Annotated in this window: 14 protein-coding genes and 1 pseudogene; 5 read left to right on the plus strand and 10 right to left on the minus strand. The window is 72.4% G+C overall.

Annotated elements, in window-relative coordinates; genetic code table 11:
- The first annotated feature begins 4 nt into the window (after window positions 1-4).
- Complete coding sequence (locus BUE41_RS22920; RefSeq protein WP_073459306.1) at window positions 5-289, plus strand: MoaD/ThiS family protein; 285 nt, start codon at window positions 5-7, stop codon at window positions 287-289.
- A 191-nt stretch (window positions 290-480) separates the two neighbouring features.
- Here BUE41_RS22920 and BUE41_RS22930 read toward each other — a convergent pair.
- From BUE41_RS22930 to nhaA, 3 genes and pseudogenes are all read right to left on the minus strand, one after another.
- Window positions 481-1,977 (minus strand): annotated as a pseudogene (locus BUE41_RS22930) (DUF6119 family protein); the annotation flags it as partial.
- Between the two features lie 177 nt (window positions 1,978-2,154).
- A complete protein-coding gene (locus tag BUE41_RS22935) occupies window positions 2,155-3,150 on the minus strand; it encodes a P1 family peptidase (protein WP_073459381.1) in 996 nt (331 codons plus the stop codon).
- A gap of 14 nt (window positions 3,151-3,164) precedes the next feature.
- Entirely contained in the window at window positions 3,165-4,505 is a 1,341-nt protein-coding gene (nhaA, locus tag BUE41_RS22940) for a Na+/H+ antiporter NhaA (RefSeq protein ID WP_200804069.1), read from the minus strand.
- A 66-nt stretch (window positions 4,506-4,571) separates the two neighbouring features.
- Here nhaA and BUE41_RS22945 point away from each other — a divergent pair, with 66 nt between their 5' ends.
- Window positions 4,572-5,108, plus strand: coding sequence for a DsbA family protein (locus BUE41_RS22945; RefSeq protein ID WP_268794538.1), 537 nt, complete (start codon window positions 4,572-4,574; stop codon window positions 5,106-5,108).
- Window positions 5,109-5,179: 71 nt separating this feature from the next.
- On the opposite strand, the gene BUE41_RS22950 is transcribed toward BUE41_RS22945, so the two are convergent.
- From BUE41_RS22950 to mftF, 5 genes are all read right to left on the minus strand, one after another.
- Window positions 5,180-5,896 carry an SRPBCC family protein gene (locus BUE41_RS22950; protein ID WP_073459316.1) on the minus strand — a complete coding sequence of 239 codons (717 nt, stop codon included), beginning with the start codon at window positions 5,894-5,896 and terminating at the stop codon, window positions 5,180-5,182.
- 76 nt (window positions 5,897-5,972) lie between these two features.
- Entirely contained in the window at window positions 5,973-6,824 is an 852-nt protein-coding gene (locus BUE41_RS22955; RefSeq protein WP_073459318.1) for an FAD binding domain-containing protein, read from the minus strand.
- The gene (locus tag BUE41_RS22960) at window positions 6,821-9,235 is read right to left on the minus strand and encodes a xanthine dehydrogenase family protein molybdopterin-binding subunit (RefSeq protein WP_073459320.1); all 2,415 of its coding nucleotides are present in this window, start codon (window positions 9,233-9,235) and stop codon (window positions 6,821-6,823) included. The genes BUE41_RS22955 and BUE41_RS22960 overlap by 4 nt, the downstream gene beginning before the upstream one ends.
- Window positions 9,236-9,754 carry a (2Fe-2S)-binding protein gene (locus BUE41_RS22965; protein WP_073459322.1) on the minus strand — a complete coding sequence of 173 codons (519 nt, stop codon included), beginning with the start codon at window positions 9,752-9,754 and terminating at the stop codon, window positions 9,236-9,238.
- Window positions 9,755-9,880: 126 nt separating this feature from the next.
- Window positions 9,881-11,404: a mycofactocin biosynthesis glycosyltransferase MftF gene (gene mftF / locus BUE41_RS22970; protein WP_073459324.1), complete on the minus strand. Its 1,524-nt coding sequence runs from the start codon at window positions 11,402-11,404 to the stop codon at window positions 9,881-9,883.
- Between the two features lie 37 nt (window positions 11,405-11,441).
- Between mftF and BUE41_RS22975 the strand changes: the two genes are divergently transcribed.
- From BUE41_RS22975 to BUE41_RS31460, 3 genes are all read left to right on the plus strand, one after another.
- Window positions 11,442-12,587 (plus strand): alkaline phosphatase family protein, encoded by a 1,146-nt coding sequence (locus BUE41_RS22975; protein WP_073459326.1) that lies wholly within the window; start codon window positions 11,442-11,444, stop codon window positions 12,585-12,587.
- A gap of 32 nt (window positions 12,588-12,619) precedes the next feature.
- A complete protein-coding gene (locus BUE41_RS22980; protein WP_073459328.1) occupies window positions 12,620-12,982 on the plus strand; it encodes an ArsR/SmtB family transcription factor in 363 nt (120 codons plus the stop codon).
- A gap of 169 nt (window positions 12,983-13,151) precedes the next feature.
- Window positions 13,152-13,370 (plus strand): SRPBCC family protein, encoded by a 219-nt coding sequence (locus BUE41_RS31460; RefSeq protein ID WP_200804070.1) that lies wholly within the window; start codon window positions 13,152-13,154, stop codon window positions 13,368-13,370.
- 5 nt (window positions 13,371-13,375) lie between these two features.
- On the opposite strand, the gene BUE41_RS22990 is transcribed toward BUE41_RS31460, so the two are convergent.
- Entirely contained in the window at window positions 13,376-13,999 is a 624-nt protein-coding gene (locus BUE41_RS22990) for a TetR/AcrR family transcriptional regulator (RefSeq protein WP_073459330.1), read from the minus strand.
- Between the two features lie 1,945 nt (window positions 14,000-15,944).
- Entirely contained in the window at window positions 15,945-18,014 is a 2,070-nt protein-coding gene (locus tag BUE41_RS23000) for a S1 family peptidase (RefSeq protein WP_073459334.1), read from the minus strand.
- Window positions 18,015-18,127 lie beyond the last annotated feature (113 nt).

Consider the following 18,127-nt stretch of genomic DNA (forward strand, 5'->3'; position numbering starts at 1 on the left):
CACGATGAAGACCGTGCAGACAACGGAGACCGCCGTCGTCACCCTGACCGTGCGCTACTTCGCAGCCGCGAAGGCCGCCGCCGGGACCGCCGAGGAGCAGCTCGAGGTCCCCGCCGGCGCCACGATCGACGAGGCGCTCGCCGCCGCCCGGTCCCGCCACGACACCGAGTTCGCGCGGGTCCTCGAGCGCTGCAGCTTCCTGCTCGACGAGGTGGCGGTGCGGGACAAGAGCCAGGTCGTGCACGAAGGGGCGACGCTGGACGTGCTGCCGCCGTTCGCGGGCGGCTGAGCGGCCTCGTTCCGACGAGCGGGCGGTCCTTGCGGAAGGTCGCACGGCCCAGCATCAGAACAACCGCATGTCGGCCTGGTCGTCGGTGTCCCTGTCGGGCCTCGGCAGCCCGCTGACGTGCAGGTTGGGCGCGATGTCCGTCAGCGGGATCGCCGTCAGCGCGACGTCGAGCCCGTACGTCTGCCGGATCACCTCGACCTTCTCCCGGAGATGCACCCTGCTGAAGAACGGGATCTCGTCGGGCACCCGGCGGCGCCTGCGAACTCCGATCGCGTGGACGATGCGCGGTGACTTTCCCCCGAGGCCAGGCCAGCGTCGTTCGACCTGCTCGTCCGCGTAGCGCCGGTACGCCGCGTCGCCGGTGTACAGCCGCGCGGACACGCTGCCCTGCGCGAACAGGTGAGACATCCCGGCGGCGCTTCGCAGCCGCTTCAGAACACGAAGTCCATGTCGGGGTTGACCAGGTCGGCGATCTCCACGAGATCGTGCGCCCGGTCCAGCCCCCGGAAGGGAGCTCGGTCGAGCAGCAGCCAGGACAGCTCGTCGGCCGCCTGCCGGTTGTAGGTCTCCTCGGTGAAGTACCTGTACCACTTCGACAGTTCGAGGTTGATCACCGGAACGGTGTCGAGAATGCGCTTGAGCTCGCGGAAGTAGTCGCGCGCAACGGCGAACCACCGGCCGCCGGAGAGAACGTAGGGCAATCCGTCGTCCAGGGCGGCTTCAGCCGACAGGAACTCCCGGACGGGGCGGGTACCGATCTCCGATCCGTCCGGGTCTCGGACGTGTACACGGATGTCGAGAGGCTTCGTGCTTCCCGATGCGGCGTGCACGAGTTGATCGAGGTGGAGGGGCCGGCGTCGGCCCGGGAGACGGAACGACAGCCCGGACTCAGGATCGAGATCAAGCGGCGCGACAACGGTCAGCCCGTCTCCCCGGCCGGGATGCAACCTCCGCGTGATGAGTTGGTCGAGGTCCGCACAACGAGGGTCACCCTTGCTCAGCGGCACGACCTGGTCGATGAAGCCGAAACGCTCCCGATAGTCGGTGGCGCGGTAACGGTCCAACAGATGCGCGAGGAGGTCGGGCAGCTGCGGTAATCGGTGTGACTGCGGCACGCGAACGCGCAGCGCTTCCGACCCGCTGAGAGCCTGCACCACGTCCCCGCTCGTCACACCGCCCAGCGTGTGCGTCCATTCGTTCTCGACATCGACGGTGAAGGAGCCACGGTCTCCCGGTCGCGCGAGCCGCTGGTCGGTGCGGCGACCGGGAACACGCAGGCTCACCGTCGTGACCGACTGCCAGCCGGTGGGCGGCAGGGAGTTCGCAGTGGTGCGCAGCCCGAAGTCGGATACGAGCAGCTCGTGCCGCAGCAGCGAGTGCCCCCTGTCGAAGGTCACCGCGAACCAGTGCCCGTCGACCTCGGTGACCAGCACGACCGAGGTCCTCACGAGAACATGCCAGTTGAAGGCGAAGCGCTGATCGACGTAGTCCGCCCACGCCGGCCTGTCCACCCTGCGGAACGCAGACGCGGCGAAGCACGGGAACCCGGGATCGAGGGTCGGCGGCTCCAGTTGTTCCCCATCAGGAAGTGAAAAAGCAGGGAGTGAGGTGCATCGGGCACACCAGCTCGGAACATGTGAACGGAAAGGTGCGCCCTGCCCCCCCTCATCGGATGACCTTCGGTGCACAGATCGTCACAAGCCGTGGCCGGTTCCGCCAGAGTCGCCCGAGAGCCGACGACTAGGTGAACCGGACCCACAGAACCGGTGTCGTCGGGTGGGAACCCCGCCCATGACAGGTGAGCCACATTCCCGTCGGGAGATGGCAATAGAGCCACTCTCGTGCCATCTCCACGCACCGCAGTACTAGGCCAGCCCCGCCGCGTCCCGGTACGCCGTCCACGCCCCGCCCTCGGTCCGCACCGAGGTGGCCGCCAGCACCCCGTGGACCACGGCCCGGGTGACGACGTCGGCCGCGGCGGCCTGCAGGTCGTAGAGCTGCATCAGATCCGGCACCGGCCGGGCAGCCGTGGACACCCCGAAGATCACGTCGCCGTCGAACATCGTGTGCACGGGCGCGATGGCGCGGGCGAGCCCGTCGTGGCCCATCGTGGCCAGGCGGGCGCACTGGGCCTTGTCCAGGGTCGCGTCCGTAGCGACGACGGCGAGCGTCGTGTGCGTGCCGGGGACCGCCCGGGTCACGACGCGGGCGGCCGCCACCGCCTCGGCGTCGACGGGCTCGTCGGGGAACTCCCCGGGCAGGCCGTGCCGGGCACCCAGCAGCTGCCCGGTGGCGGGGTCGACGGGTGATCCGGCCGCGTTCACGACGGCGAGCGCGGCCACGGTGGTGCCGTTGGGGAGCACGACGCTGGCGGTGCCGACACCGCCCTTGAGCCCACCCGCGACCGTTCCGGTGCCGGCCCCGACGCAGCCCGTGCCGACCTGCGTCGTCGCCGCGGCGACCGCGGCCGCGCCGGTCTCCGGGCCGGGGCGCTGCCCGTCGGGCCCGCCGCGGCCCAGGTCGTAGACGACCGCCGCGGGCACGATCGGCACGATCCCGCCCGACGTGGGCAGCCCGACGCCCGCGGCCTCCAGCTCCTCCATCACCCCGGTCGCCGACGCCAGCCCGAACGCGCTGCCGCCGGACAGGACGATCGCGTGCACCCGTTGGACCATGTTGCCCGGCTGCAGCAGGTCGGTCTCCCGGGTGCCGGGCGCGGCGCCGCGCGCGTCCACGCCGGCCACCATGCCGCCCTCCGGGGCCAGCACGACGGTCGTGCCGCTCAAGCCGCGCGTCACCTCGGCGTGGCCGACCCGCAGCCCTTCGACGTCGGTCAGCGAGTTGCCCGGCCCGGTCCGCATACGTCCATCCTCCCTCAGGCCGGCGGGCGCCACGGCCGCGGCGGCAGCACCGGCAGCCCGGACGGCGCGCACTGCCCGCCCCGCTCCCCCGCCAGCCGGAAGATCAGCCAGCCGACCAGCGCGGCGCTCATCGAGCCGGCCAGGATGCCGATCTTCGCCTGGTTGACCAGCGCCTCGTCGTCCAGGGCGAGCTCGGTGACGAACAGCGCCACCGTGAACCCGATCCCGGCCAGGCCCGCGCCGCCGACGATCTGGCCCCAGCGCAGCGTGTCGGGCACCGAGCCGATCCCCGTCTTCAGCGCTAGCCACGTACCACCGGTCACACCGATCAACTTGCCGAGCGTGAGGCCGACGACGATGCCCATCGTGACCGGCGAGGTGAGCGCTGCGCCGAGCGTCTCGGCGTTGAGCACGACGCCCGCGTTGGCCAGCACGAACACCGGCACGATCACGTAGCTGCTCCACGGCTGGATGCGCAGCTGCAGCCGCTCGTTCGGCGAGACCGCCTCCACCGCGGCGGCCTGCGCGGCCATGGCCCGCTCCGGGCTCGGGTCGAACGCCAGGCTGCGGCCGAGCAGCTGCACGCGGGCGATGTCCCACCGCCGCGGCGCGTAGGCGTTCACCAGCAGCCCCATCGCCACACCGACCACCGACGGGTGCACGCCGGACCGCAGCGTGGCCAGCCACATGACCACCCCGATCAGCACGTAGATGGGGGTGCGCCAGAAGTTGACGAACCGCAGGCACAGCAGCAGGAGGAAGGCCAGCCCGGCCAGCAGCAGCGCGCTGACGTCCACCTGTTCGGTGTAGAAGATCGCGATGGCGGCGACCGCGCCGATGTCGTCGACGATCGCCAGCGCGAGCAGGAACACCCGCAGCTGATCCGGGCAGCGCGGCCCGACCAGCGCGAGCACACCGATCACGACGGCGGTGTCGGTGGAGATCGCGATCCCCCACGCGCCCGCGGCCGGCCCGCCCGCGTTGAACAGCAGGAACAGCGCCGCCGGCACCGTGAGCCCGCCGATCGCCGCCAGCGCGGGCGTGGCCAGCGCCCGCAGCCCGCGCAGCTCGCCGAGCACCATCTCCCGGCTGATCTCCAGTCCGACGCTGAAGAAGAACAGCACCATGAGGGCGTCGTTGACCCAGTGCCGCAGGTCCAGGGAGAGCGCGGTGTCGCCGAGCGAGACGGCGAACTCGGTGTGCCAGAAATCCTCGTAGCCGAGGCCGAGGTTCGTCCACAGCAGAGCGATCACCGCCGCGGTCAGCAGCAGCACCGCGGCGCCGGATTCCGTGTTGAGGAAGTTCCTCGCGGCCCTGCTCAGCTCGCCGCGCTCGGATAAGGTGGTGATCGCCACGGACACCATCGAAGCACTAGCGAGGCGGTCATTTCACTCGATCCACCGATCGGCCCGTACGACCACCTGCAGGGGTTCGTCGGGGCGGAGTTCAGTCTGGTCGAGTACGGCGACTACGAGTGCCCGTACTGCCGGGCCGCCGCGCCCGTGATCGAGGAGGTCCGCGCGGAGCTGGGCGACCGGCTGGTCTTCGCGTTCCGCCACTTCCCCCTCGCCGACGTGCACCCCTTCGCGCTGTCGGCGGCCGTCGCGGCCGAGGGCGCCGCGCTGATGGGGAAGTTCTGGCAGATGCACGCCCTGCTCTTCTCCGGCGACGAACCGCACCTCACGCAGGCCGACATCCGCGGGTACGCCGAGCAGCTGGGCATCCCGCCGGAGAAGGTGACGTGGCCGAAGACACAGTTCGTCGAGGACCGCGTGGAGGCCGACTTCAACTCCGGTGTGCGGTCCGGGGTGCGCGGCACGCCCACGCTGTTCGTCAACGGCAAGCAGTACCGCGGCGAGATCACCGAGGAGAAGCTCCTCGCCGCGCTCACCCGCGGTTCCGAGGAGCCCGACGAGATCGACGAGATCGACGAGGCGGACCGCTCCCGGTCCGGCTGAAGACGCGAACGGCCGCCGCACCCGGTGTCGGACCGGGCACGGCGGCCGCTTCCGGCTTCAGGGCCTCAGGGTCACTCAGCCGACTTCCGGCTGCGCCGGATCGCCAGCAGGATCAGCAGCACGAGCACGCCACCGATCACCGGGGCGAGGCGCTTCAGCACCGGCGCACCCGCGGTGTCGAGCAGGTCGATCGCGTCGACGTCGCTGCGCATGGCCGGCTTGGGCGCGGTCGACGTGGCCGGCGCGGCGTTCGGCGCGGTCGAGCCGTTGGTGCTGGCCGGAGCGGCCGGGGCCTCCTCCTTCGCCTCCGCGGCGGCGGGCGCCTCCTCCGCCGGGGCCTCCTCGGCGGTCAGCTTCTCAGCGACGCAGGCCGCGAACTGGCCGATGATCTTGTTGGCGACGTCGTTGATCACCCCGCGCCCGAACTGGGCCGGCTTCCCGGTGATCGTCATGTCAGTGACCATCTTCACCGACGTCTTGTCCGGCCCGTCGGCCGTCAGGGTGCCGGTGACGATCGCGCTCGCGGTGCCGTTGCCGCGCGCGTCCCGACCGCTCGCGTCGATGACCACGCGGTAGTTGGCGTCGTCCCGCTCCTTGTAGACGCCCTTGCCTTTGTAGGTCAGCGAGATCGGGCCCAGCTTCACCTTGACGGTGCCGCTGAACTCGTCGCCCTGGTAGTCCGTCAGCGTCGCGCCGGGGAAGCAGGGGGCGACCGTCTCGGGCGTGTTGAGCGCCTTCCACGCCTTGTCGATCGGCGCTGCGATGGTGAACGTGTTCTCCAGCTGCATGTAGCGGTCTCCCTCTGAAACGACGCGGACGCCTGCCCCCACCGGAGACAGGCGTCCGCGTTCTGCGAACTCGTGGTCAGCCTGCGGCCGCGAGTACGGCGCGGCCGGTGAGCACCCGGGCCAGGTGTTCACGGTAGTCGGCCGCGGCGTCCGCGTCACTCGGGGCCGCCGTGCCTTCCGCCGCATGGGCGGCTGCGGCCTTCGCGACGTCCGCCGTCGCCTGCTGCCCCACCAGCGCCTGTTCGACCGCGGTGGCCCGCAGCGGCCGGTCGCCCATGTTCGTCAGCCCGACCCGAGCCTCGGAGATCGTACCGCCGTCGATCTTGAGCGCGACGCCGACCGCGACCATCGACCACGCCTGCGCGGTGCGGTTGAACTTCTCGTAGTGGGTGCGCCACCCGGTGAACTTCGGGAAGCGGATCTCCGTGAGGATGTCCGCCTCGCCGAGCGCCGTGGAGAACAGCCCCTGGAAGAAGTCCGCCGCGGCCACCGTGCGGGTGCCGCCCGGTCCCGTGATCACCATCTCGGCGTCCAGCACGAGCGCCGGGGCGCCCAGATCACCCGCCGGGTCGGCGTGCGCGAGCGCGCCGCCGAGGGTGCCGCGGTGGCGGACCTGGTTGTCAGCGACCGTCGCGACCGCCTGCGCGAGCAGTGTCAGGTGCTGCTTGACCAGGTCGTCGCGCAGGATGTCGTAGTACGGCGTCATCGCTCCGATGACGACCTTGTCGCCGTCCTCGCGGATACCCTTGAGCTCGGCGATCCCGCCGAGGTCCACGACCACCGAGGGCGCCGCCATGCGCAGCCGCAGCACCGGCAGCAGGCTCTGCCCGCCGGCGATGATCTTGGCGTCGTCCCCGGCCTGCTGCAGCGCCGCGACGGCGTCGGCGAGCGATGCCGGCTTGACGTAGTCGAACTTGGCCGGGATCACTGTGCCCCTCCCTGCTGCTCGGCCTCCTGGATCGCCCGCCACACGCGCTGGGCCGTGCACGGCATCTCGACGTGCTCGACGCCGAGGTGGCGGATCGCGTCGAGCACGCCGTTGACGATCGCCGGCGTGGACGCGATGGTGCCGGCCTCACCGACGCCCTTGACGCCCAGCGGGTTGGTGGTCGCCGGGGTCTCGGTGCGGTCGGTGATGAAGCTCGGCAGATCGGCCGCCGAAGGCAGCGTGTAGTCGACGAACGTGCCGTTGACCAGCGTGCCCTGCTCGTCGTAGTTGGCCTCCTCGTACAGGGCCTGAGCGATGCCCTGCGCGAGGCCGCCGTGGATCTGCCCCTCGGCGATGAGCGGGTTGACCACCGAGCCGATGTCGTCCACGCAGACGTACTTGCGCAGGTGCACCTTGCCGGTCTCGGTGTCGACCTCGATCGCGGCCAGGTGCGTGCCGTGCGGGAACGAGAAGTTCTCCGGGTCGAAGGTGTACTCCGAGTCCAGCGACGGCTCGACGCCCTCGGGGAAGTTGTGCGACAGGAACGTCGCGAACACGACCTCCTGGATCGTGATCCCCTTGTCGGTGCCGCGGACGCTGAACCGGCCGGCCGCGAAGTCGATGTCGCTCTCGTCGGCCTCCAGCAGGTGCGCGGCGACCTTCTTGGCCTTCTCGATCACCTTCTCCGCGCACTTCACCACGGCCGTGCCGCCGACGGGCAGCGAGCGCGAGCCGTAGGTGTCCATGCCCTTCGGTGACACCTGGGTGTCGCCGTGGAGCACCTCGACGTCCTCGAACGGCACGCCGAGCTTGTCGGCGACGATCTGGCTCCACGCCGTCTCGTGGCCCTGGCCGTGCGCCGAGGAGCCGGTGACCACCTCGACCTTGCCGGTGGGCAGCATGCGGATGGCCGCGTGCTCCCACCCGCCCGCGCCGGCGCCGAGCGCGCCGAGCAGCCGCGACGGGGCCAGGCCGCACATCTCGGTGAACACCGAGATGCCGATGCCCAGCTGCACCGGGTCGTTGTTGCGCCGGCGCTCCTCCTGCTCGCGGCGCAGGCCCTCGTAGTCGAACAGCTCGAGGGCCTTCTCGGTGGCGGCCTCGTAGTTGCCCGAGTCGTAGGTCAGCCCGCCCGCGTTGGTGTACGGGAACTCGGTGTTCTTGATCCAGTTCTGCTTGCGCAGGTCCATCGGGTCGCGGCCGAGCACGGCGGCCAGCTCGTCGACGATGCGCTCGACGGCGAACGTGGCCTCCGGGCGCCCGGCGCCGCGGTAGGCGTCGGTCGGCGTCTTGTTGGTGAAGACGTCGGTGAAGACCGCCTTGTAGGCCGGGAACTTGTACACCGCAGGGCCGATGAACGCGCCGAAGACCGGCACGGCCGGGGTGAACAGGCCGAAGTAGGCGCCCATGTCCGCGATGAAGTCGAACTTCAGCGCGGTGAAGGTGCCGTCCTTCTTCGCGGCGATCGTGACCGTCTGGATCTGGTCGCGGCCGTGGTGGCCGGACACCAGCGACTCGGAGCGGGTCTCGGTCCACTTCACCGGGCGGCGCAGCTTGTTCGCCACGAGGATGGTGAGGATCTCCTCGGGGATGACCTGCAGCTTGCCGCCGAAGCCACCGCCCACGTCGGGGGCGATGACGCGCAGCTTGTGCTCGGGCAGGCCCAGCGTGACGCCGAGCATCGTCCGCAGCACGTGCGGGATCTGCGTGGACGACCAGACGGTCAGCTGCTCACCGGTGGGGTCCACGACGACCGAGCGCGGCTCCATGAAGGCCGGGATCAGCCGCTGCTGCCGCCAGGTGCGGGTGACGACCACCGAGTCGGGGTCGTTCTCCGCCGCCGCGATGACCTCGTCGGCCGACGGGCCGGACGTCGCGCCCGCCGCCACCGAGTCGAACGGGAACGTGACCCACTTGTTGGTGCCCAGCTCGCTGTGGATCACGGTGCGGTCGGTCAGCGCGTCGTTGAGGTCGATGACCGGCTCGAGCGGCTCGATGTCGAACTCGACCGCGTCGACGGCGTCCCGCGCCTCGGCGGCGCTGCGGGCGACCACCACAGCGATGATCTCGCCGGCGAAGTTGACCTTGTCGACGGCGATCGAGACGTGCCGCGGCGGGGTCGCCTCGGCGTTGATCGGCCAGGCGCACGGCAGCCCGGACTGCTCGGAGTCCAGGTCGGCGCCGGTGAACACGGCCACGACCCCGGGCATCTTCTTCGCCTCGGAGACGTCGATGCTCGTGATCCGGCCGTGCGCGACGGGGCTGCGCACCATGGCGGCGTGCAGCATCCCGTTCAGGGTGATGTTGTCGGTCCAGCGGGTGCGCCCGGTGATGAGGCGCGCGTCCTCCTTGCGGGTGCGGGCGCGGCCGATCTCGGAGACGGGGGTGGCGGGTTCGGCGGTCGTCGTCACTTACTGACCTCCTCCGGCGACGGCGGCCGGCGCGGGGGTGTCGGCGGAGGCGCCCGGCTTCATGCGGCGGGCGGCGTCCTGCACGGCACGGACGATGTTGTGGTAGCCGGTGCAGCGGCAGAGGTTGCCCTCCAGGCCCTCCCGGATCTCCTGCTCGTCGGGGTCGGGGTTGTCCCCCAGCAGGTCGATGGCCTGCATGATCATCCCCGGTGTGCAGTACCCGCACTGCAGGGCGTGGTTGTCGTGGAAGGCCTGCTGCACGGGGTGCAGCTGCCCGTCCCGGGCGATGCCCTCGATCGTCGTGACCTCGGCGCCGTCGGCCTGCACGGCCAGTACGGAGCACGACTTCACGCTCTGCCCGTTCAGGTGGACGGTGCAGGCACCGCAGTTGCTGGTGTCGCACCCGACGACGGTTCCGGTCTTCCCGAGGCGCTCCCTCAGGTAGTAGACGAGCAGCATGCGGGGTTCCACGTCGTCGGCGTACTCGACGCCGTCGACGGTGACCCGGATCTGTGTCATGGGGTTCTCCTCGCAAAGTGTGGCGGCGGGCACATCACACCGCTGGTGATCCACCAGCGCAACCGGCCTTTCGACGGGGAATCGGCGGAATTCCGCCGGACGGCCACTGGATCCGCAAGTACGGAGTCAGCTCGGATCTGGAACCGCAGATTCGGCTGGAAGCGAGGTTTCCCTAACACGCTTTCGGAGTAACCCCGAAGGACGGCTGGCCGATTTGCCGGGTCCCGACGGGAGCAGCGGGGCGAGCGTGCGGTGGCGCAGCGCACCCCACCACAGGCCCGATCCGTAGGCGATGTCGTCGAGCGTCCGCGCGGCGGCGTACCCCGGCAGGCCGGGGCGGGCGCGGGGATCGCGGCGGCGGTGACGGACCCAGTCGACGACCGCCGAGACCGCGGCCACCACCAGCACCCGGCGGCGGGCTCGGCGCGAGCAGAGCGCCGCGGCGGCCGCCACCGGCCAGTAGTGCCGGGTGACCGCGTCGACGGTCTGGCCCACCGCGCCGGCCGCGGCGAGCGCGACCAGCCGCGCCGCCACCGCCCGGGGCCGGGCGAGCCGGTCCAGTCTGCGGGCCAGACGCTCGGTCGCCACCGCGCTCGCGACGAGGGCGACCCCGGCCGCCCACGGCCGCGCGACCAGCAGCGCCGCCCCGACGGTCGCCGCCCACGGCGAGAGCACCATCGGCGGCACCGAACCCGGATGCCGCAGCGCCAGCGGGGCCGCGCCGGAGCCGTAGAACGCCTTGCGCCGCCACCACGGGCCCAGCGCGGTGCGGTGGTCGTGGGCCACCCGGGCCGCCGGCACGTAGCGCAGCCGCCAGCCGGCGGCGTGCAGCCGCAGCACCAGGTCCACGTCCTCGGCGACGTGCATGGCCTCGTCGAACCCGGCCCCGACGGCAGCGGTCCGCACCAGCAGCGCCGCGCTCGGCACGTACGCCACGCGGGTGCGGGGCACGATCAGCGCCGGATCCGGACCGAGGTCCAGCGAGGAGCGGACCGCCTCGTAGCGGCCGAGCCAGCCCTCGATCGGCGGCAGCGCGACGATGCGCGGCGCAGCGAGCGCCACCGCCGGATCCGCGAACGCCGCGAGCAGCGGGGCGAGCCATCCGGGTTCCGGGACGACGTCGGAGTCGAGGAACGCCACGAACGAGGTGCGCGCGGCGGCGAGCCCGGTGTTGCGCGCGGCCGCCGGGCCGCGGGAGCGCTCGTGCCGCAGCACCCGCGCGGAGTGCTCGGCGGCGACGGCGGCGATCGCACCCGGATCGGTCGAGCCGTCGTCGACGACGATCACCTCACCGACCGGTGAGGTCCGGGCGGACAGGGCGGCCAGCAGCCGGGCCAGCGGCCGGGTGCGGTCCTTCACCGGCACCACCACCGTCACCGCGGTCGGCGGCGGCACCGCGTCCGGCGGCTCGTACTCCGGGTGGGCCGCGCCGGCGTCCAGGAGGATGCGGGCGAGCACGCGGGAGGTCGGGTCGGCCACGGTGAGCGCGCGCCGCCCACCCAGCACGCCGCGGGCCGCCGGGCTCAGGTGGATCAGCCGCGGTGGGGCTCCGCCGACCAGCGCGCGACCGTCGTCGAGCACCCGCACCCCGCGGTCGAGCCGCACGCGCATCCCGTGCGGGAGCGCGGTGTCGGTCGGCCCCTCGGTCACCCGCCCACCGTATCCCCGGACATGGGAGGGTTGGAGTGTGCTGCTGCCCGAGTACGGTGTGCGCTCGCTCGCCGAGGTGCTGCCCGCCGCACTGCGCGCGATGGGGCTCCCCGCGCCTGCGGCGGCCGAGGGAGCGCTGGCGCTGCCGCCGACCCGCGCCGTCGTCGTCCTGCTGGTGGACGGGTTGGGCGCCCAGCTGCTGCGCGACCACGCCGCCGACGCCCCGTTCCTGTCCGCGATGACCGACGCCGGCCCGCTGACGGTCGGGTTCCCGTCGAGCACCCCGATCAGCCTGACCTCGCTCGGCACCGGGGTGCCGCCGGGCGCGCACGGCATGCTCGGCGTGTCGTTCCGCGCGCCGCACGGCGAGCTGCTCGACAGCCTGCACTGGACGTCGGCGGGCGACCCCGAGCCGGCGGACATGCTCCACGTCGAGCCGCCGGAGGACCTCCAACCGCGGATGACGATGTTCGAGCGGGCCGAGGCCGCCGGCGCCGCGGTGACCGTCGTGTCCAAGCGCGAGTTCCGCGGAACCGGCCTGACACGGGCGGCGCTGCGCGGCGGCCGCTTCCGCGGCACGTGGGCCCTGGGGGACCTCGTCGCCGGGATCCTCGCCGCCGTGGACGTGCCGGGCCCGGCGCTCTGCTACGGCTACACGGCCGATCTCGACGGGCTCGGCCACGCGCACGGCCCGGGCAGCCTGGCGTGGCGGATGCAGCTGCGCCAGGTCGACCGGCTCGCCGCGGACGTCGCCGAGGTGCTGCCCGCCGGTTCGACCCTGCTGGTGACGGGCGACCACGGCATGGTCACCGCCGGCGCGCGCTACGACGCCGACAGTGATCGCGATCTGCAGCACGGGGTGGAGATGCTGGGCGGCGATCCCCGCGCCCGGCACGTGTACGTGCGCGAGGGCGCGCTGCCCGACGCGCTCGCCGCCTGGCGGTCCGTGCTCGGCGACGACGCCTGGGTGGTACCCGGCGAGCAGGCGATCGAGGAGGGCTGGTTCGGACACGTCCCGGACGGGATGCGGGAGCGGATCGGCGACGTCGTGGCGGCGATGCGCGGCGACGCGGTCGTCGTGCGGTCGGATGCGGAGCCGGTGCTCGCCGAGCTGCCCGGCCAGCACGGGTCGCTGACGCCCGCGGAGCAGCTCGTCCCGTTGCTGGTGCACACCAACCCTTGATGTGTCGGGAGTCTCCGACGTGACGTTCGGGAGTGACCGAGGACGCCGTCTTCCTCGCGCTGGCCGACCCGGTGCGCAGGAGGTTGCTGGAGCTGCTCGCCGAGGGCCCGCGCACCGCGGGCGACCTGGGCGCGCAGTTCGACCTGAGCCGCCCGGCGGTCGCCGAGCACCTGCAGGTGCTGCGGCGGGCCGAGCTCGTCCGCGACGTCCCCCACAGCCGCACCCGCACGTACCACCTCGTCACGGAGCCGCTGGCACAGGTCGGCGAGTGGCTGCACCCGTTCGAGAAGTCCTGGCGTGCACGGCTGCGGACGTTCACCGACGTCGTCGAGGAGAGCGGCGCGGAGCGCGACGAGGAGAGCGGCGAGGACCGATCCGGGGAAGACCGAGCATGAGCTCCGGCACGATCACCGTCGACCAGTTCGTCGCCGCACCACCCCGAGCGGGTGCGGCGTGGCCTCACCGATCCGAACGAGATCGCCCGCTGGTGGGCGCCCGGCGACATCCCGTCGTCGGGCACAGGTTCCACCTGCAGCTGCCCGGCTGGGGGGCGGTCCCTGCGAAGTGCTGGAGGTGGTCGAGCCGGAGCGGCTCGTCAACACGTTCGCCGACTGGACGCTGATCCGGCGGCTGGTGCCGGAGGGCAAGGGCACCCGGCTGCTGCTCGAGCACACCGGGTTCGACCTCGACGACACGCGCCGGCGCGCCGCCTTCGACCGGATGGGCCCCGGACGGCGCGAGCTGGTCCTGCCGGAGTTCGCCACGCTGGTGGAGGCGGGCTGACCGGATCAGCTCGCGGTGAACGCCGCGTACGCCATCCGGGCCGCCTCGGTGGCGATCGTCTCCAGCGGCACGGTCCGCCCGCGCACGACCCACTCGACCACCAGCTCGTTCACCGCGCCGATCAGCGCGATCGTGGTCAAGCCGTGGTCGCGCTGCGGCGCCTCGCCCCGCTCGATCGCCCGGCCGATCTCGACCATCGCGAACTCGACGAAGCGGTTGCGCCACTGCAGCCGGTGCTGGTCGACGGCCGGGCTCACCCCGAGCACCTCGGCGAACGCGATCCGCGCCGCCTTCGGGTCCGTGCAGGCAGCCCGGACGAACGCGCAGAGGATCGCGTCGGTGCGCTCGGGCAGCGGGACGTCGCCCAGCGCGGCGGCCGTCTCGACCATGGCGTCGTAGGCGCGGGCGGCCACCTGGTCGTGCAGCGCCAGCAGCAGATCCTCGCGCCCGGTGAACTCTTCGTAGAACGCCCGGGTGGAGACACCGGCCGCGGTGCACAGCGCCTCGATGGAGGTGTTGCGGTAACCCTGCCCGCCGAACAGGTCGAGACCTGCGGCGAGCAACCGGTTACGCCGTTCCGCACGGCGCTGTTCAGCGGACCGGCCGGCGTAGACGCGTGCGGATGCCATCAGGTTCCACAAGGCACAGCAGGCGGGAGCACCGGGACACCGTATCCGGGGCGACCCGCCGATGCCATAACAACGTCTACATCCGACACGTGTTGGCAGTAGTGGCGTACGTCACGACTACGACCACTGTCGACAATGGACTGGTCAGAGCGGTTCCTAGCTGCTTCCCGTCCGGACGAACGGCAGCAGTGGTGCTCGCCGGAACGTCGACGTCGGCAGTGTCCGGTCACCGCCTCGATCGATCTCCGCCGCAGCTGTTCGGTACCCCCTTGGTGCTCCGACTCGGTGCCGCGGTGCATCTACTCGGTGTCGACACGGCCTGCCGCGAACAGCACCGTCGCCACGGTGCGAGCGGCCGAGCAGGAACGCGCCCGCGATGGCGGCCGCACCGAGCAGCCGGGCGCCCCATGCGCGCACCGCCGCACCCAGAGCGTCGACGTACCGGGCGGGTGGTCCGCGCACCAGCACGTGTCGCGCCGCGGCGACGAGGAAACCCGTGAAGGCCACCACCAGCGCCGTCCCGGCAACGTGATCGAGCACGCCGACGAGGAGCGGCAGCACAGCCAGCACGGGTGCGACCTCGGCCCGCAGAGTCGCCGGGCCACCCCGAGAAGAACGCCCGCACCACCTCGTCTCAGGCAGCTGCGAGGTCCGGGTGCAGGTCCAGGCTGCGCACGTCCTCGCACCGCACCGTCCGCAGCTCGGTGCTCTCGCGGTTCACCGATCCGCCGACCCGGTCCCGGAGCCGGGCCGGCAGTACGTGGACGACCGGGCGCGCCGTGGTCGTCGATCCAGGTGCCGCGGACCTCGTACCCGGCCCGGTCCAGACCGGCCTCGCGCCCTTCCCGGCGGGCGGCGGTCTCGCGTCCTCTCCCCGCTCCCGGGCACCACCGGGCAGCCCCACGTCCCGCCCAGGTCGGTTCCGCGGGAGCGCCGCTGGAGCAGGAACCAGTCGGCGCCGGTCGCGTCGCGGAACCACGCCAGCAGCCCGACCGCCCCGTGGCGACCCCGGTGCGTCTCGCCGCACCGGCAGGCGAACCGGTTCCCGTGCGCCGTGCCCGCGCCCGATCCGGCGGCGAGGTGCGCGGGGCGGACGCGCACCGCGCGCTCGGTGTGGAACGCGACCTGCGTGCCCCGCACGACCGGTTGCTCGCCCTCGGTGAGGAAACTGCTGGGGTTGCGCAGAACCGGTCCGGCGACCAGGTCGTAGTCGTGCCGCAGCGCGCCGCTGCGCGCACGGAGCACGAACTCCCGGTGAGGCGGCACCGGCCGGTGGGGAACTCGGGCGTCGCGAGCCCCTCCAGGGCGTCCGCGGCACCACGGACGTCAGGACGACCGGCTCCCTCACCGGCGAACCCGGACTCGCCACGTCGCCGTCTCCCAGGCCTGGATGCGGTCGGGCGTGGTGCAGCAGCCGGATCACGGACGTCGAGGACGGCCGTCGCGGTCCGGGAGAGGGCATCGGGGATCCGCTCTGGGCGGACCCGCCCGGCCCCGCCAGCGCCCCGGCCAACTCCTCCAGCGCGTCGATGATCCGCTCGCGGACCTGGTCGTCGGCGTTCACACCGGCCCGCACGACGGCGTCGGCCAGCCGGAGCCACGTTCCGCGGACCGCCGGGTCCTCGAGCGTCACCGGCCAGGCGGCTCATCAGCTCGGCGTGGGGAGCGAGAGCCGGCGCGGTGAACAGCCGGGCCAGCCGGACCAGGGTCCGCGCCTCCCGTCGCTTGCACGGCAGCTCCTGCAGCCGCACCGGGCCGCCCGCGGCCGCGACGAGGACGCCGAGAGCTGCGCGCTCGGGCAGACGCCTTCACCCACCACGACCCCAGCCACTCGGGCGAGCCGAGCACGGCCTCGACCCACGGCCGGTAGCCGTCCGCGAGCGGCCACTTGCGCATGCCGCCGGCGGCGAGGAGCTCGGCGAGCCGGGGCAGCCGAGCGGAAGCGTCACCGAACCGCGCGATCCGCTCCAGCGCGGGGCCTGCCCGCACCCAGAAGGCGGGGATCGGCCGGGTTCGTAGCAGCGAGGCGGGGGTCCTCACCGCCGGCTCGATCCACCCGGCTGCGTGCGGCTTCCTGATCGATCGCCCGGATCAACCGGGCGGCGTCAGCGGCGTGCTCGGCCTCGTCGTGCCCGCGGGCGCGAGCGACCTCGCCGATGTGGAAGGTCCGCTCATGGACCAGCACGGCCTCCAGCAGCCCGATCCGCGAGAGCAGCTCGTACCGCTCCCGCGGCATCACGACCACGCCGCGACCGTCGACGACGACGCCGACCGCGAACACCCGCTCGGCCAACGGATCCGGGTCGAGCAACCGAACCCTCTCGAGCGCACCGGCCAGCTCCTCGAACTCGACGAGCAGCACCTCACCGGACGGCGGACCATGCTCGCGCACCAGCTGCGCGGCCGCTTCGACCAGGACCTTCGACTCGTACGGGGTCAGGTTCCGGCCCAGCGGCCCCACCGGCGGCCCATCCTCGGGCGCGGCATCTCGCACCGGGTCCACCGGCCGCAGCAGACGCGGATCCAGCACCTCGGTCAGCACGGCCTGTTCATGAGCGGTCAGCCACGGCCGCAGGCCCTTGAGATCAACTACCAGCCGGCGCAGCGCGGCCCGGTCGTGCTGCGCGTCGGTCCAACGCCGTTGAACCCGCTGGATCACGTCCGACAACCACCAGCCCCTCGGACCCAGATCACCCAGATCGGACCGGCCCGGCACGACTGGTCGCGGCCTCGACCATTCCTTCGCGGCCGCGAGGACCGCCCAGATCACCACGGCGTTGATGATGATCGTCGAGCGGTACCGGGTCTCGATGAACGAGTAGGTCCCCTCGACGCTCGTCACGTCGTCGACCAGCTCGGCCGCGGTGACGAGGCCGGCCAGTGCCCCTGTCTTCAGCTCTACGACCGGCCCACCGGAAGCCCCCTGTTCCGCGCGCTCGTCGTCGATCTGGAAGAACAGCGAGCCATCGGCGGTGGGATCGAGTGTCGAGAGGGGCTCGACCGCACCGACCACGGCCACGAGCTGGCCGGGTTGACTGAGCGTGGGGCGCCCGTCGCGGTCGCGAACACCCAGGGTGACGTCGGGATGCCCCATCCACGCCACGGACGTTCCCGGGGTTGGGGGTCGCGCCAGATCCATCGGGGGAAACACCACGCCGGTCAGCCGCGGGTCGTCGACCTCGAGCACCGCCACGTCGAGCAGATCGACGCTGCCGACCCGCAGGGAGTCCAGGCCGCGGATGGCGTGCGCGAGCACGAGATGAGCCTCGACCTCGACCCGTTCCACCGGCCGGCGCCGGGCTGCGACCACGATGACGCCGTCCGCGGTTGCGATGTGGACCTCGATCCGTCCGTCCGGGTTGGGTACACCGCGCGGCAGCGGGGGAGGCGCGAGCACGTGGCTGTTGGTGAGGACCACGCCCGAGCCGTTCTCCAGCCGGTAGAGCACACCGGTCCCGTTCATGGCGAAGCCGCCGGGCACGGTGACGACCACGGCGACCGTTCGCGCAACCACGGGGTGCGCGCGCAGACCCAGACGAGGATCCTGCGCGATGCGCCGTCCGGCCTCGTCGGTCACCTCGTTCAGCGGGCCGGCCGGGCCGGTCGGCGACACTGCTGGCCACGGCGGCGGCAAGGCGGGTGGCACTGGCAGCGCCTCGTCTGCGCGCCGTTCCGAGCGCGCTGCGCGCCAGGCGCGGAGTCGGTGCTGGATGATCGCGGTGACCGCGCCGACGACGACGCCGAACCCGCCGATGGCCAGTGAGAGCAGGTCGGCGTCGGAGAGCAGTGCGGGGAGCGCAGCCGGTGCCGCACCCAGCCCGATCAGTCCGGGCGAGGTGACGCCGAACGCTCCTGCTCGCGGTGCCTCGAACGAGCTCTGCCGGCCGGCGTCCCGCGGCTGCTCGGCCTGTACCGGCGGTGAGTGGGGTTCGACGGGGATCCAGTGTGCGGTGGGGCTGAGTGGTTGTGTGTTGGGGATGTGGGTGTGGTTGGTCAGGGTGGGTGGGGTGGGCACGGTGTTGGCGGGGTGGGTTGAACCGTCCTGGGTTCGCGAGAGGCTGAGGTTCAGGCCACCTCGCCCCGTTGGGCGATGGTGTCACTATACATGACTTCCCACTCTATGGGTGT

Source organism: Pseudonocardia thermophila (genome assembly GCF_900142365.1).
In the GTDB taxonomy this organism is placed as follows: domain Bacteria; phylum Actinomycetota; class Actinomycetes; order Mycobacteriales; family Pseudonocardiaceae; genus Pseudonocardia; species Pseudonocardia thermophila.

Coding starts and splice junctions, on each gene's coding strand:
- BUE41_RS22920 (WP_073459306.1), top strand. CDS start 5: ATGAAGACCGTGCAGACAACGGAGACCGCCGTCGTCACCCTGACCGTG.
- BUE41_RS22935 (WP_073459381.1), bottom strand. CDS start 3,150: ATGCGGACCGGGCCGGGCAACTCGCTGACCGACGTCGAAGGGCTGCGG.
- BUE41_RS22950 (WP_073459316.1), bottom strand. CDS start 5,896: ATGCAGCTGGAGAACACGTTCACCATCGCAGCGCCGATCGACAAGGCG.
- BUE41_RS22965 (WP_073459322.1), bottom strand. CDS start 9,754: ATGACACAGATCCGGGTCACCGTCGACGGCGTCGAGTACGCCGACGAC.
- BUE41_RS22990 (WP_073459330.1), bottom strand. CDS start 13,999: ATGGCATCCGCACGCGTCTACGCCGGCCGGTCCGCTGAACAGCGCCGT.